We start from the raw sequence: 13,930 nt of genomic DNA on the forward strand, positions 1-13,930 counted from the left end.
AAAACGTGCCTTTGAAGCACGGTCATTGATCAATGCAAATGAAGGGCAGCGGCCGTCACGCTGACAGGGTCGATGGAGGTTTCAATGTGTTTATTTGCATGGACGGTGACATTTTTGAACTAGTCTTTAACCACAATCCAACAATGACAGGGGATCGACGCATTTATGGCTATTGCTCCCAGACAGCGGGTCTTTGTCGCGTCCACGATGATTATCGTGGTTCTTGTGGCCATCGGTGCCATCTTTCCTGAGCAGTTCAGCCAGGGCGCCAGTGCCGCACTCAGCGGTGTTACCCATCTTTTCGGATGGTTCTATCTCTTCTCGGTCTTCGGATTTGTCATCTTTTTGCTGGTACTGGCCTTTAGCAAGTACGGCAAGATTCGTCTCGGGCCTCAGGAAAGCAAACCGACCTACGACTTCTTTTCTTGGGTCAGCATGCTGCTGGCGGCCGGTTTCGGGGTAGGGCTGGTGTTTTACGGTATGGCCGAACCGATGATGCACTTTGCCAACCCGCCTTTCGGGGATGTGGAAGGTGAGACGCCTGAAGCGGCGCGACTGGCCATCCAGTACGCGTTTTTCAACTGGGGGGTGCACCAGTGGGCGGCCTTTTCGGTAGTGGGGCTGATCATCGCCTATACCCAGTTTCGCAAGGGGCAGACCGGGCTGGTCTCAACGGTCATGGCGCCGCTGACGGCGAAGCTTGGCCGCGGGCGCGTGCTCGCCGGCGGCATCCTCAATACCTTCGCCGTTGTCGCCACCGTCATGGGCGTGGCCACCTCCATTGGCCTTGCAGTGCTTCAGATCAATGGCGGCCTGCATGCCGTGTTCGATGTCACCGAGGGGCTGATGTGGCAGGCCATCATCCTGTTTGCGATGTTTGTCTGCTACATGCTGTCGACCGTTTCAGGGCTCGACAAGGGCATCAAGCGTCTGTCCAACCTCAACATGGCCCTGTGTCTGGCCCTGATGGGCTATATCCTGATTACCGGGCCTACCGTGGCCATTCTGGGCACCATTACCACGGGCCTTGGGGACTACCTGCAGAACTTTTTTGCCATGAGTCTGCGCCTGAGTCCCTATACCGAGACGGACTGGGCCAGCAGCTGGACCGTGTTCTACTGGGCATGGGTCATTGCCTGGTCACCGTTTGTCGGCACCTTTGTGGCGCGGATCTCGCGCGGGCGCACCATCAAGCAGTATGTTTTCGGCGTGCTGATCGTGCCGCCCATGCTGGCCTGTCTCTGGATCGGGGTGTTCGGTGGGGCCGCCATCCACATGGATATCTTTCAGGGCACGGACCTCGCCCAGGCGACCAGCGACAACATCACCTCGGCGCTGTTTGTGATGTTTGATCAGATGCCGTTCTCCTTCCCGCTGTCGATTGTGGCCATGATCCTGATCTTCATCTTTCTGGTGACATCAGCGGATTCTGCGGCCTATATCGTGGGTCAGATGACCGACAAGGGTTCACTCAATCCCCCGCTTTACAAGCGGGTGACCTGGGGCGTTTTGATCGCGGCCATCTGTCTGATTCTGATCTCGGCAGGCGGTGAGAGTGGTCTCAGTGGTCTGCAGTCGGCGGCGGTGGTCTCAGCCCTGCCGTTTACGCTGATCATCTATGGCATGGTCTACGTACTGCTCAAGGAGCTGCGCGCCGATCGCAAACAGATGCTGCTCAATCTTTATCGTCAGCATAATGAAACGCCGGTCGGGGCAGATGCCTTTGAAGCCGATGAGATGTCAGATGCCCATTCCGAACGTATTCGCCGCTCTCCCGGGGTAAAAAACCGCCGTATCCATCGAGGACGGGGGACCGGGCAGATCGAGCAGGAGTGAGGATGGTATCGGGTGGTAATAGCATCAGGCTGGGATTTTTGCCCAGCCTGATTGCATATGCCTATCTCAATGATCCGCAATGATGATTAGTCCGTTAACCGTTTCGTCCTTATCCTTGGCCGTGATTCGAGCCGCCAGACTCGAATCTGCTTCATTTTGCATCAAAGATGCATTGCAACACCCCCTTCTATCCCGCATGTTCGCCATGCGGGATTTTTTTGTCTGTCTGTTTTTTACCTTCCCATTTTTTTGCCTGCCCAGTAGTCCGGAGGGGACGTGCGCTACGTCGTACTGATCGTTTTGTTGGTCCCCGCGCTGGTAGCGGTAGGGCTCTGGCAGCAGTGGCCGGGCAGCGAGCACGTGCCTTCGCAATACAATCCCTTTGCGCCCTTTGATGTCGATGATCCGCTGACGCCCGTCACCCGTTTCAAGTTAAAGGCGCTGGGGCAGGACCCGCAGCGCTGTCTGGCCGCGCTGGCTCGCGCTCGTGAACAAGGCGCCATCGATTACGTGGACGTGGGCAGCCCCGCGATTGGGGCCTGCCAGCTTGATCATGCCGTACGGGTGCGCTCGACATCGGTGCAGTTTACCGCCAGTTTTCTGGCCAGCTGTCCGCTGGCGCTGTCCTGGGTGGTATTTGAGCGACAGCGTCTCCAGCCGCTCGCGCGCGAGCTTTTTGGACAGGACATCACCCGGGTCGATCACGTCGGCAGCTTTGCCTGTCGCAACGTCTATCACCGTGCCAGCGGCCGACGCAGTGAGCACGCCACGGCCGAGGCCTTTGATGTTGTCGGGTTCCGGGTAGGGCAGACCCGCGCAACGGTCGCCGGGCACTGGCGGGATGAGGGGGCTCGGGGCGCGCTTTTAAGACGTGCCTTCAAGGGCAGTTGTGATGTGTTCGGCAACTCGCTGGGCCCGGAATACAACGCCGCCCATCGCGATCACTTCCACTTGGGCATGCGTGGTTACGGCCTGTGTCGTTAGGCCTTTCGGTACTGGCAATGCATACGCATCGTCACAAAAAGGGTGATGTCACCGTCTGAAAGGCTGGCTATGGTGTGAGGGCATCGGCTGAAAAGCTTACTCCCCAATAACAACTCCGAGGAGTTCTGCCGCATGAGTACTGTCTGTCGGCACGCCTGTCCCCGCTGTCTTGCCCTATCGCCCTGCGTGGCCCCTTTCATTGGCAGGGAGCTCGCCTAGACCATGTTTACTCACATTCAGCTGGGGGCTCGTGATCTGCCACGCCTGGCCACCTTCTATGATCATGTGCTGGAACCGCTCGGTCTGATTCGTCTGCCCAGCGAGCGAGATGGTGGCCCGCCCGATGCCATCTGGCACTATCCGGGCAGGCACTGGCCCTTGTTTGTCATTCAATACCCCTTCAACGGGCTGCCGGCGACCTGGGGCAACGGTGTTCAGGTCAGCTTCATGTCGCCCTGTCGCGAAAGCGTTGACGAGGTCTGGCGCCGGGTCATGACCTGCGGTGGCGTCAGTGAAGGCCCGCCGGGCGTGCGTGACTGCTATGGGCCGGATTTTTACGCCGCCTACTGTCGCGATATCGAAGGCAACAAGCTCTGTTTTGTCCATGACAGCACGATGGTCTCGCGTCATGAGGCGGGCATGGCGTCATGAGTAATCCTGATGACAACGCCATTGCCGAGACGCTGATGGCCCTTGCCGAGCATCGAGGTCGAGACAAGAGCTTTTGCCCCTCCGAGGCGGCACGTACGCTCTATGACCCGCAGCACTGGCGCGATCACATGGACGATGTGCGCCGAGTGGCCTCGGATCTTGCGTGCGAGGGTCGGCTCGACATGCTGGCCCGCGGGCAGCGTCTGTCCCCGACGGTGGCGCATCGCGGGCCAATACGTCTACGGTTGGGTTAACGCCTGTCAACATGCTGTGCCGGTGGGCGAGCACAGTACGGCAGGCCCGACACTTCAGGGAGTCCGCGCGTGAGCGACTTTGTGCTTTATGGCTTTGATGGCAGTACCTATGTGCGCACGGTGCGCATGCTCTTTCTTGAAAAGGGCGTGACCTATGATCAGGTCCCGGTCGATGTGCTCAAGGGAGAAACCCATAGTCCTGAACATTTGCGCCGCCATCCCTTTGGCAAGGTGCCGGCGCTGGAGACCGGCGGGCGCATTTTGTATGAAACCGACGCCATCGCCGAGTTTCTGGAGGGGCATTTTCCGTCGCCCGCACTGGTGCCGCGCCAGCTGGATGACCGGGTCGATATGCGCCAGTGGGCCGCGGTGATCAACAACTATTACTACCAGACCATGATCGGGGAGCTGGCCTGGCAGCGCGTCATCAATCCGCTGCTGCAGCGCCCGGTGGATGAGACCGTGATTGCCGCAGCACTGCCAAAGGTGCGCCATCAGTTCTCGCTGCTGGAGCAGTCGCTGGCCACCCGCACTTGGCTGGTTGCCGGCCCCGTCTCCTATGTGGACTTTCTGCTGGCCCCGATCATGGCCTATGTGATGATGACGCCGGAAGGCCGCGAGATCATGGCGGATTTTCCGAGCGTGCAGCGCTGGTGGGACAACATCCGACAGCGTGAAAGCTTCGAGCGCACCATCCCCGAGCGCTTTCGCACCTCAGGCTGACCATGCCGCTCCGGGGGATGACCGGTCACTGACGCGCCGCCCCCGGACTGTCGTGACTTCCCCCCCCTGACCCGAGCGGGTATCCTGCACGGTTTTCCAGCATGACGCAGCGCTTTGGCCATCGCCGGCGCTGCCTTGCTCATTGCCGAAGTTGTTCATTGCCGAAAGGGGAGTGCCGATGCAGCCGCGCGTGGGAGTGATCATGGGATCGAAGTCGGACTGGCCGGTGATGGAGCATGCCGTCAACATGCTGACGCGTCTTGGTGTGGCTTACGAAACGCGTGTGGTGTCCGCCCATCGTACGCCCGATCTGATGTTTGAATATGCCAGCACCGCCGCCGAGCGCGGCATTGAAGTGATCATTGCCGGCGCCGGCGGTGCTGCGCACCTGCCCGGCATGGTGGCCTCCAAGACACCGCTGCCCGTACTCGGCGTGCCGGTAGAGTCCAAGGCGCTCAAGGGCATGGATTCGCTGCTGTCGATCGCCCAGATGCCCGGTGGCATCGCCGTGGGCACGCTGGCCATCGGCAAGGCCGGAGCCACCAATGCGGGACTTCTGGCCGCACAGATCATCGGGACCCATGACGCTGAGGTACGTCGCGCTGTCGAGGCCTTCCGCGCCGAGCAGACTCAGACCGTACTGGATAATCCCGACCCCGGCGCAGAATAGTACGGCTAAAAAAGTGCGGTTGAAAAAGTACTGTTCAAAAAAGTACTGTTCAAAAAAGTACTGGCGCAGATTCCTTTCCCCCTGTTGATGAGTGAGAGATGGCCATGCAGATCGGCATTCTGGGAGCAGGACAGCTCGGACGCATGATGGCGCTGGCGGGCCTGCCGCTGGGTCAGCAATTTACACTTCTGGACCTCAGCGGTACGCCCAGTGCCGGCATCGGTGAGCTTCTCACCGGCAGCGATGACGCCACGCTTGAAGACTTTATCGCCCGCGCTGATGTGGTCACCTATGAATTCGAGCACCTGCCGGTGACGCTTCTGGAGCGTATCGAGCAGGTACGTCCGGTCTACCCCTCCAGCCGTGCCATTGCGGTGTGTCAGCATCGCGCCAAAGAGAAAGCGCTGTTCTCGCAGCTGGGCATACCGACGCCCGAGTATCGGCTGGTCGATAGCGCCGAGGCGCTGGAAGCAGCGGCGCGCGAGCTGGGCTGCCCGGTAGTGGCCAAGTCCACCACCGAAGGCTATGACGGCAAGGGTCAGGCCGTCCTGCGCACGCCCGAGCAGGCGAGCGAGGCGTGGCAGAGCATTGGTCATGAGCAACTGGTGGTCGAGGCCTTTGTGGATTTCGTGCGGGAAGTGTCCCTGATTGCCGTGCGCGGTCGCGACGGGTCCGTGCGTTCGTACCCGATCACGCAAAACCAGCATGAAGAGGGCATCCTGCGCTATTCGGTAGCGCCACTGCCGGATGTTGATGCGGCCCTGCAGTCCACGGCGGATGGCTATATTCAGGCCCTGCTCGATGAGCTGGACTATGTCGGGGTGCTGTCGCTGGAGCTTTTCCAGACCCGTGACGGCAGGCTTCTGGCCAACGAGATGGCCCCGCGGGTGCATAACTCCGGCCACTGGACCATGAACGGGGCGGTCACCAGTCAGTTCGAGAATCATCTGCGCGCCATCGCCGGGCTGCCACTGGGCGATACCCGCGCGCGCGGGCTGACCTGCATGGTCAATGTCATCGGCGAGGAGGGCGACAGTGCCGCACTACTGGCGCTTGATGGCGTGCACCTGCACCGCTATGGCAAGGCACCGCGCACTGGTCGCAAGCTGGCCCATATCAACGTGGTGGCCGAGGACTATTCAACCCTCATGCAGCGGGTTCGCGCCGTGACCGCACTGTTGCCCGGCGCATTCGACAACACCATGCACTGGGATAACGTTTAAACCCATCATCGTTGCCTGCAGGGGCCGCCCGGCTTCTGCAGGCCTTCGTCAAATTCCCCGTTCTCCTCTCCTTTTCTACGGCATTGGCTTGATCAGGCAATCCTGATCCGGCGCTTGTCGACGTTTTCAGACCGTGTGCATACTGAAGGTTCTGTGCCGATGCCACGGCGCTTTAACCCTGCCTGATGTCATCTCAAGGAGATGGTGATGCCTTATAACGTGCCCGATATCGAACCCCTGGAAAGTATCCTGCCCGATGAGCCGCTGCTCATGATGGGCGCGGGCCCTGTGCCCATTCCGGCACGGGTGGCGGCGGCCAACGGCATCGTTATCAATCATCTGGGCGAGACCATGGCGCGCATCATCGACCAGGTAAAGTCGATGTCGCGCTACGTTTTTCAGACCGAATCGCGCCATATTCTGGGGGTGGCAGGCCCTGGTTCGGCGGCGATGGAAATGGCAGTCATCAATCTGGTCGACCCCGGCACACGGGTTTTGACGGTCAATAACGGCTTTTTCAGCAGTCGGCTGGGCGAGATGGCCCGTCGCGCCGGCGGCGATGTGATGGAGATGGATGCCGGCGTCGCCTGTGCCGCCAGTGAGGAAGATGTTATCGAGGCGATCCGTACGCATCGCCCGCGCGTGTTGACCATCGTACAGGGGGAAACCTCCAGCACCGTGTTCAACCACGCCCTGCCGGCCATCTGTCGGGTGGCAGCCGAGGCGAACTGCCTGGTGGTTTGCGATGCGGTCTGTACGCTGAGCACCATGCCGCTGGAGATGGATGCCTGGGGGGTAGATGTGGTGATTACGGGCGGGCAGAAGGGCCTGAGCTCGATTCCCGGCGTGTCACTGGTGGCCTTTTCCGATCGGGCCTGGGGCGTCATCGAGCGGCGCGAGCGCACGCTGACTCACTGGTGTCTCGATGCCCGGCTGGCGCATCAGTTCTGGTACAACAAGTCCTATCACTATACGGCGCCGGTCTCGGGCATTCTGGCACTGCATGAGGCGCTGCGACTGATCTGTCAGGAGACCCTGCCCAGGCGCTTTGATCGCCATTTGCGCTGCTCAAGGGCGCTGCAAACCGGCATCGAAGGGCTTGGACTTGAGCTCTACATCGAAGGCCCCTCCCGGCTGAACTCGGTGGTGGGCATTCATCTGCCCGAAGGGCTGTCCCAGGCTGACCTGATGCAGCACATCTCGCGTCATCACGGCGTGGAGATTTCCGGCGCCTTCGGGGCCAACATCGTGCGTATCGGGCAGATGGGTGAGCAGTGCCGAGCGCATCATCTGTTTCGCACCCTGCATGCGCTGGGCGCCAGTGTCCGGACGCTGGGCTATCAGGTCGATGTGCCCGCAGGCGTGGCCGCACTTGAAAAGGCACTCGAGCGCTATACACCGGTGTATGCCTGACAGGCAGAGGGCAGACAGCGCCGCTGGTCGAACCTGGCAGATAATCGCTGTGCGCTGATGACAAAAAAATGCCCCGCATGAGCGGGGCATTTCAGCAACAGGCGATCAGGGTCAGACGTTGTTCTGCTCGATACCCTGAATGTACCAGGGTGCCTGGTCGCGGACTTCACGAATCAGATGCCAGGTTTCGTTGAACTCGTTCTCCTGACCATCCTCCTTCATGATGCCGTGGAACAGCACCGTGGCCTCGGCCTGCGGGCCGTGCTCTCGCACATCGCCCAGCTCGGCAAACAGACGCACGATCTCGGTCTGGTTGTTGGCGCTTTGCTCGGCACGCTCCTTGCGCAGCAGGTTGTAAAGCTCGGGCGTGACGAACTCCTGAATCTTTTCGAAGTCGTTGTTGTCCCAGGCGCGCTGCAGATTCATGAAGTGCTCCTTGGAACCGGCAAGGAACTGCTCGCGATTGAACCAGGCCGGCTCGCTGGCCATGGCCGCACCGCCCATGGCGCCGGCCGCATTGTCTGAAGAGCCGCTTGAAGTGCCGCCAATGTCATGCGCCTGACGCTGCTGGGGCTGGTGCTGTTCGTCGTGAGCGCCGGTATTGGTCGCTCGACGACGCGCCGCCAGTACCTTCCAGGCGACAAAGCCCAAAAGCGCGATCAGCAGGATATCCATGAAACGGATACCGTCGAAGGCGCCGCCGAAAAACAGCGAGGCCAGCAGACCGCCCGCCATGATGCCCGCCAGCGGACCCATGAAGCGCGACATGCCGCCACCGGCGGCACGCGTGCCCTGCTGGGCCTGACGTGGCGGTGTACTGGCCTGGCTGCTGCTGGGGCTGGAAGAGCGGGAATAGCTGCCAAAGCTCTTGCCGCCGCCGAACCGCTTGGCGTCGGCATGGTCGACGGCCAGGCCAAAGCTCATCAGACCGATGAGCAGGGTAATCAATAGATGACGCATGAGAGATCCTCCCGATAAATGCATCATTGAGTGGTGGTCAATTGACCATCGTTGCGATTACTGCGCGTCGCGGGTAAATACCCAACTGCGTTGATCCGACAGGTCGGCGTTGAAGCGGTAGCCGCCCATGTCAAAAGCTTTCAGGTCTTCAGGCCTTTCAAGTCGTTGCTGCACCATCCAGGCGCTCATCATGCCGCGCGCCTTTTTGGCATAAAAGCTGATGACCTTGTATTGGCCGTTTTTGGCGTCCTTGAATACCGGCGTAACGACTTCGCTGCTCAAGCGCTTGCGATCGATGGCGCCAAAATATTCGTTTGAAGCCAGATTGATCAGCACCTTATCACCGCTGCTCTCATGCACCGCCTGGTCCAGATCCCGGGTCAGTCGGTCACGCCAGAAGGCGTAAAGATCGCGCCCAGCCGGGTTTTCAAGTTTTGTGCCCATCTCCAGGCGGTAGGGCTGCATCAGATCCAGCGGTCTGAGCATGCCGTAAAGCCCGGACAGGATTCTTAGATGAGACTGCGCCCATTCAAGATCTTCCTCACGCCAGCTCGCAGCTTCAAGGCCGGTATAGACATCGCCCTGAAAGGCCAGAATGGCCTGCTTGGCATTGTCTCTATCAAAGGGCGTCTGCCACTGCTCGAAACGGGCCACATTGAGGCCGGCCAGCTTGTCGCTGATCCCCATCAGTTGAGACAGATCCTGCGGCGAATGGTCGCGCAAAATGTCGATCAGCTGACGGCTCTGGTCCAGATAATCCGGCTGCGTGGCCGTCGCGACATGGGAAGGCGTTTCAAAATCCAGCGTCTTGGCTGGGGACAGCACGCTCAGCATGCAGATTCTCCGCTCATGTTGTCTTGATTATAACCCCTCTGGCGCCGGCATCAGACTGCCTTAAGTCAGTGCCAGGCCAAAGGGGAGGCGCAAGCCCTCGAGGGGCGAGGGGAAGGCTCAGGGGCAGGGGTTGGGCAGGCGCTTGTGAACGCCTTCAATGGCCTCGATGACCTCATCGGAGAGCGTCATGCCTTCGCTTGCGATGTTGCGATCAAGCTGCTCAAGCGTCGTGGCGCCGATGATGTTGCTGGTCAGGAAGGGGCGGGTATTGACCCATGCCAGCGCCATCTGGGCCGGGTTGAGATCAAAGCGCCGGGCAATATCGACATAGGCCCAGGTGGCTTCTTCCGCCAGCGTCGAGTTATAGCGCTGAAAGCGCTCAAACAGGGTCAGCCTGGCGCCTTCAGGCTTCACGCCCCCCAGATACTTGCCCGAGAGTACGCCAAAGGCCAGCGGCGAGTAGGCCAGAAGCCCCACGTTCTCGCGATGGCTGATCTCGGCCATGCCAATCTCGTAGCTACGGTTGAGCAGGTTATAGGGGTTCTGGACCGACACCACGCGCGGCAGGTTCATGGTCTCTGCCAGCCGCAGACAGGTCATCGTGCCCCAGGGCGTTTCATTGGAAAGGCCGATGGTGCGAATCTTGCCGGCATCCACGGCTTCCTTGAGGGCTGACAGGGTTTCTTCCAGCGGCGTGGCGTCAGGTGCTTCTTCGTGCTGATAGTCCAGCTTGCCGAAGTAGTTGGCAGGGCGGTCCGGCCAGTGCAGCTGATAAAGGTCGAGATAGTCGGTATTCAAACGCTTGAGGCTGTCATCAAGCGCCTGATGGATCTGTGCTCGCGAAAGTTTTGGCCCGCCACGCAGGTGCTCCATGCCACGACCGGCACCGGCCACCTTGCTGGCCAGCACGATGTCGTCGCGTCGACCGCGGGCCTTCAGCCAGCTGCCGATATAGGCTTCGGTGCGTCCCTGGGTCTCGCCACCCGGCGGGACCGGGTACATCTCAGCCGTATCAATGAAGTCAATGCCGGCGGCCAGAGCGCGGTCGAGCTGCTCGTGCGCTTCGGCCTCGCTGTTTTGTTCGCCAAAGGTCATGGTGCCAAGACAAAGCCTGCTGACCGTAATGCCACTGTCACCGAGAGGACGTCTTTCCATGGGGTTTCCAGAGCCTTGAAACGCGGATGAATGCCCATGTTAGACGGGCGCTGATGCGCGGGCAAACACAGGGCTTGAGTCACCTCCTGCACAGGCGTATATTGCCGGCCTCGCTGCACCTGGTGAACCCCATCTGACAGCGCGATAATATTGAGGCCACCCCTCTTTTTTGTTCTTGTTCTGCAGGTGATGCGTCACCTGCATGACAAAGGTTGTTCGCATCAATGCTCGATCCCTGCCACGCTACGTGCAGACAGGGCATGAATCGAACGCTGGAACTCACAAGGTTGTTGTTATGCTGCGGTCTGCTCAAGTATTCACACAGTTTGAATATCGTCTGGCGTCGCGTTTGATGCAGGCCCCATGGCTGGAAGGCTCTGCGCACAAGCGGCGCCTGACCCTTCATCTGTTTCGACGCTGCGCCAATGCCGGCCATGTTGATGCGCTCTCGACCTACGGTGTGATGCTTTTTCGTCGTGGTCAGTCGGCGCGTGACAAGGCCCGGGGCGTGCGCTGTGTGGTTCAGGCGGCCGAAGCGGGTCATCCCGAGGCGCAGTATCAGGCAGGGCACATCTACGAACATGGCTGCACCCAGATTGCCCGTCGTGAAGATCGAGCGGTGACCTGGTATGCCAGGGCTGCCGAAGCCGGTCATGCCGGTGCCGCACAGCGACTGTCCCGCGCCTTTGATCACGGCGAGCTGGGGCTGCCGGTCGACCCCGAGCGCTCGCGCCACTGGCGTCTGGTAGACGATGCGTCTGCGGGTGTACGGCAGATGACCTCGATCTCTGCGAGCGCGCCTGCCCTGCAGTAACGAAAACCCAGGCTCCGGTGAGAACACGAAAAAGCCCGAATCCACTGGATTCGGGCTTTTTTAATGTCCGACGTTTGTCACCGGATCAAACGGTCTCAGGCGCCGGAAACGCCCATCAGTACCTTGCCGGTGCTGGTGTTTTCTTCCAGATAGCGCATGGCCTCGTCAGCTTCCTGAATGGAGAAGGTGCGATCCACCAGCGGCTTGACCCGACCGCTTTCCAGCAGCGGCCAGACATGGGCATGAAGGGCGTCCATGACGCTACCCTTGCCGGCCGGCGAGCGAGAGCGCAGGGTTGAGCCGACCAGGCGCTGGCGCTTCATCAGCATGCGCGCCAGATCCACTCGGGTTTCCCTGCCGCCCATGAAGCCGATCAAAATGATGCGGCCATCGAGATTGAGGACCTGCTGGTTCCACTCGATGTACTCCCCGGCGACCGGGTCCAGCACCACATCAACGCCACCCCAGTTCTGTACCGCTTCGACGAAGCTGCCATCGTGGCGGTTCCAGCCGGCATCGGCGCCCAGCGCCTTGCAGGCCTCGATCTTGTCCTGACTGCCCACGGTCACAAAGCACGGGTTGTTAAAGGCATGGCAGAGCTGAATGGCGGCGGTGCCGACACCGCTGGCGCCGGCATGCAGCAGAACCCGCTCGCCTTCGCGCAGGTCGGCTTCCATATAGAGGTTGAGCCAGGCCGTGGCAAACACCTCGGGCAGGGCGGCAGCATCGCGCAGGGTCATGCCTTCGGGAATGCGCAGGGCCTGGGCTTCGTTGACGACGACCTGCTCGGCGTAGCCACCGCCCGAAAGCAGGGCGCAGACCTGATCACCCACGCGAAAGCGCTCGACGGCCGGCCCGACGCTTGCGACCACACCGCTGACTTCCAGACCGAGGATCTCGGAGGCGCCCCTGGGCGGTGGGTAGCCCCCATCGCGTTGAAGCACGTCTGCGCGGTTCATGCCCGCCCAGGCCACATCGATCAGAATTTCGCTGCCGCCGGGGGAGGGCAGATCCTTGTGTTCACACCACTGAAGGTGTGAATCATTGACGGCGATGGCGTACATGCGATGCTACTCCCGAAAGATTGAAATTTAGTCGAACAGGGCGTCCAGCAGGTCAGCCGGCGCGCTGGCGCTGATCAGCGTGGCGCGCGTATCGGCGTTGAGAAAACCTGCCTCGACCGTGTTGTCCAGAAACTGTAGCAGCGGATCAAAGAAGCGCTCGTGATTGAGCAGGCCAATGGGCTTGCGATGCAGGCCCAGATAGCGCCAGGTCCAGATCTCGAAAAATTCCTCGAAGGTACCGATGCCCCCCGGCAGGGTGACAAAGGCGTCGCTGTGGGCCGCCATCTGTGCCTTGCGGGTATGCATGTCGGGCACTCTGATCAGCTCGGTCAGCCCCGTGTGGGCCACCTCTCGATCGACAAGATGGTCCGGAATGACGCCGACGACCTCACCTCCGGCGGCCAGCGCAGCGCTGGCACAGGCGCCCATCAGGCCGGTACGCCCGCCGCCGTACACCAGCCGCCAGCCCCGCCGGGCGATGCCCTCGCCCACGGCTTCGGCCAGCTGCTGCCAGTGCGGTGCATGACCACTGCGAGAGCCCATGTAAACGCAGACGCTGAGGCCTTCAAAGGGCCGGGTATGGCTGTTCATGACGATTCCTGCTGCTGGTGGATCACACGGAGGCTGCGACGGCGCTCAGTCAACGCTTGCGGCAACCTGCGGGTAGTGCTCATCAATCCAGGCGCCGATGGCGTTGTGGTCACTGACGTGATGGGCATACTGCGTATGCAGGCAGCGGACCTGCTGCCAGTTGGTAATGCCGCCCACACCGCGCTCGGTCAGGGCCTTCGTAAAGCCCAGTCGCTCGATCTCGGCACGTTCCTGCTCGCTGATCCATGACCAGCGCTTTTGCACATAGGCTTCATGGCTCTGGCGATAGGCCTCACGCAGCGCTTCATTTTCCTTGAGATGTGCTTCAAGACGCTTGATCACGCCATCGGCTTCAAGATGCGACAGCGCCACCGTCAGCTCGCGACTGCAGAGCCAGTAAAGTGTCGGGAAGGGCTTGCCTTCTACCAGTGGGGCGACGCGCAGCGCCAGCGGCGTGCCGCGGCTGTCCTCGGCGCTGACGGCCTGAAGGCCGCGCGGCGTGCGTCCCAGCTGCTGCGTAATGATATCGAGCTGGGCATCGCTGGGGGCGTGGTCGGTACGAATGATCATGGTCGGATAGGCAGTTCGACGTGGGCACAGGGCGCACGATCGTGAAAGGAAAAGAGCAGTCGCTGCATGTGCGAAAACGGGGTTGCATCATAGACATGCCCCTGGTCGGCGGCAAGGCGTGCCCCGCCATCTTATACTGACGGTAAGCCTGGTTGCGAACCTGTCCCGGCCACTGTTATGGAGATGCC

Annotated in this window: 15 protein-coding genes; 9 read left to right on the plus strand and 6 right to left on the minus strand. The window is 60.8% G+C overall.

Annotated features, from left to right (window positions below; genetic code table 11):
- The first annotated feature begins 165 nt into the window (after positions 1 to 165).
- From ACUN8C_RS02665 to ACUN8C_RS02700, 8 genes are all read left to right on the plus strand, one after another.
- Positions 166 to 1,836 (plus strand): BCCT family transporter, encoded by a 1,671-nt coding sequence (locus tag ACUN8C_RS02665; protein ID WP_445620779.1) that lies wholly within the window; start codon positions 166 to 168, stop codon positions 1,834 to 1,836.
- A 276-nt stretch (positions 1,837 to 2,112) separates the two neighbouring features.
- On the plus strand, positions 2,113 to 2,820 hold the full coding sequence (locus ACUN8C_RS02670) for an extensin-like domain-containing protein (protein WP_445620780.1): 708 nt from the start codon (positions 2,113 to 2,115) through the stop codon (positions 2,818 to 2,820).
- Between the two features lie 222 nt (positions 2,821 to 3,042).
- Entirely contained in the window at positions 3,043 to 3,471 is a 429-nt protein-coding gene (locus tag ACUN8C_RS02675) for a VOC family protein (protein ID WP_445620781.1), read from the plus strand.
- Positions 3,468 to 3,725 (plus strand): DUF3253 domain-containing protein, encoded by a 258-nt coding sequence (locus tag ACUN8C_RS02680; RefSeq protein WP_445620782.1) that lies wholly within the window; start codon positions 3,468 to 3,470, stop codon positions 3,723 to 3,725. The genes ACUN8C_RS02675 and ACUN8C_RS02680 overlap by 4 nt, the downstream gene beginning before the upstream one ends.
- Before the next feature lie 69 nt (positions 3,726 to 3,794).
- Entirely contained in the window at positions 3,795 to 4,448 is a 654-nt protein-coding gene (locus ACUN8C_RS02685; RefSeq protein WP_445620783.1) for a glutathione S-transferase family protein, read from the plus strand.
- A 178-nt stretch (positions 4,449 to 4,626) separates the two neighbouring features.
- On the plus strand, positions 4,627 to 5,118 hold the full coding sequence (purE, locus tag ACUN8C_RS02690; RefSeq protein WP_108842912.1) for a 5-(carboxyamino)imidazole ribonucleotide mutase: 492 nt from the start codon (positions 4,627 to 4,629) through the stop codon (positions 5,116 to 5,118).
- 104 nt (positions 5,119 to 5,222) lie between these two features.
- Complete coding sequence (locus ACUN8C_RS02695) at positions 5,223 to 6,341, plus strand: 5-(carboxyamino)imidazole ribonucleotide synthase (RefSeq protein ID WP_445621817.1); 1,119 nt, start codon at positions 5,223 to 5,225, stop codon at positions 6,339 to 6,341.
- Between the two features lie 207 nt (positions 6,342 to 6,548).
- The gene (locus tag ACUN8C_RS02700) at positions 6,549 to 7,754 is read left to right on the plus strand and encodes a pyridoxal-phosphate-dependent aminotransferase family protein (RefSeq protein WP_445620784.1); all 1,206 of its coding nucleotides are present in this window, start codon (positions 6,549 to 6,551) and stop codon (positions 7,752 to 7,754) included.
- 111 nt (positions 7,755 to 7,865) lie between these two features.
- Here ACUN8C_RS02700 and ACUN8C_RS02705 read toward each other — a convergent pair whose 3' ends face one another.
- The 3 genes from ACUN8C_RS02705 to ACUN8C_RS02715 form a co-directional block, all read right to left on the minus strand.
- Positions 7,866 to 8,714: a Tim44 domain-containing protein gene (locus tag ACUN8C_RS02705; protein WP_445620785.1), complete on the minus strand. Its 849-nt coding sequence runs from the start codon at positions 8,712 to 8,714 to the stop codon at positions 7,866 to 7,868.
- Positions 8,715 to 8,771: 57 nt separating this feature from the next.
- Positions 8,772 to 9,548, minus strand: a complete 777-nt coding sequence (gene yaaA, locus ACUN8C_RS02710; RefSeq protein WP_445620786.1) for a peroxide stress protein YaaA — start codon at positions 9,546 to 9,548, stop codon at positions 8,772 to 8,774.
- A 117-nt stretch (positions 9,549 to 9,665) separates the two neighbouring features.
- Positions 9,666 to 10,703: an NADP(H)-dependent aldo-keto reductase gene (locus tag ACUN8C_RS02715; protein WP_108842916.1), complete on the minus strand. Its 1,038-nt coding sequence runs from the start codon at positions 10,701 to 10,703 to the stop codon at positions 9,666 to 9,668.
- A 352-nt stretch (positions 10,704 to 11,055) separates the two neighbouring features.
- On the opposite strand from ACUN8C_RS02715, the gene ACUN8C_RS02720 reads away from it, so the two are divergent.
- Positions 11,056 to 11,517: a tetratricopeptide repeat protein gene (locus ACUN8C_RS02720; protein WP_445620787.1), complete on the plus strand. Its 462-nt coding sequence runs from the start codon at positions 11,056 to 11,058 to the stop codon at positions 11,515 to 11,517.
- A 95-nt stretch (positions 11,518 to 11,612) separates the two neighbouring features.
- Here the strand turns inward: ACUN8C_RS02720 and ACUN8C_RS02725 are convergent, their stop codons facing one another.
- Genes ACUN8C_RS02725 through ACUN8C_RS02735 form a run of 3 tightly spaced genes read right to left on the minus strand, consistent with a single transcriptional unit; the run spans position 11,613 to position 13,742 of the window.
- Positions 11,613 to 12,581, minus strand: a complete 969-nt coding sequence (locus ACUN8C_RS02725; RefSeq protein WP_445620788.1) for an NAD(P)H-quinone oxidoreductase — start codon at positions 12,579 to 12,581, stop codon at positions 11,613 to 11,615.
- Positions 12,582 to 12,608: 27 nt separating this feature from the next.
- Positions 12,609 to 13,172, minus strand: a complete 564-nt coding sequence (locus ACUN8C_RS02730) for an LOG family protein (RefSeq protein ID WP_108842919.1) — start codon at positions 13,170 to 13,172, stop codon at positions 12,609 to 12,611.
- A gap of 45 nt (positions 13,173 to 13,217) precedes the next feature.
- Complete coding sequence (locus ACUN8C_RS02735; RefSeq protein ID WP_445620789.1) at positions 13,218 to 13,742, minus strand: DUF501 domain-containing protein; 525 nt, start codon at positions 13,740 to 13,742, stop codon at positions 13,218 to 13,220.
- Positions 13,743 to 13,930: the final 188 nt, after the last annotated feature.

The sequence above is a fragment of the Kushneria sp. Sum13 genome, assembly GCF_052692355.1.

Bases quoted from the DNA above. Each gene is read 5' to 3' on its own strand.
- ACUN8C_RS02665 (WP_445620779.1), top strand. From the start codon at position 166: ATGGCTATTGCTCCCAGACAGCGGGTCTTTGTCGCGTCCACGATGATT.
- ACUN8C_RS02675 (WP_445620781.1), top strand. From the start codon at position 3,043: ATGTTTACTCACATTCAGCTGGGGGCTCGTGATCTGCCACGCCTGGCC.
- ACUN8C_RS02680 (WP_445620782.1), top strand. From the start codon at position 3,468: ATGAGTAATCCTGATGACAACGCCATTGCCGAGACGCTGATGGCCCTT.
- purE (WP_108842912.1), top strand. From the start codon at position 4,627: ATGCAGCCGCGCGTGGGAGTGATCATGGGATCGAAGTCGGACTGGCCG.
- ACUN8C_RS02695 (WP_445621817.1), top strand. From the start codon at position 5,223: ATGCAGATCGGCATTCTGGGAGCAGGACAGCTCGGACGCATGATGGCG.
- ACUN8C_RS02700 (WP_445620784.1), top strand. From the start codon at position 6,549: ATGCCTTATAACGTGCCCGATATCGAACCCCTGGAAAGTATCCTGCCC.
- ACUN8C_RS02705 (WP_445620785.1), bottom strand. From the start codon at position 8,714: ATGCGTCATCTATTGATTACCCTGCTCATCGGTCTGATGAGCTTTGGC.
- yaaA (WP_445620786.1), bottom strand. From the start codon at position 9,548: ATGCTGAGCGTGCTGTCCCCAGCCAAGACGCTGGATTTTGAAACGCCT.
- ACUN8C_RS02715 (WP_108842916.1), bottom strand. From the start codon at position 10,703: ATGGAAAGACGTCCTCTCGGTGACAGTGGCATTACGGTCAGCAGGCTT.
- ACUN8C_RS02720 (WP_445620787.1), top strand. From the start codon at position 11,056: ATGCAGGCCCCATGGCTGGAAGGCTCTGCGCACAAGCGGCGCCTGACC.
- ACUN8C_RS02725 (WP_445620788.1), bottom strand. From the start codon at position 12,581: ATGTACGCCATCGCCGTCAATGATTCACACCTTCAGTGGTGTGAACAC.
- ACUN8C_RS02730 (WP_108842919.1), bottom strand. From the start codon at position 13,172: ATGAACAGCCATACCCGGCCCTTTGAAGGCCTCAGCGTCTGCGTTTAC.
- ACUN8C_RS02735 (WP_445620789.1), bottom strand. From the start codon at position 13,742: ATGATCATTCGTACCGACCACGCCCCCAGCGATGCCCAGCTCGATATC.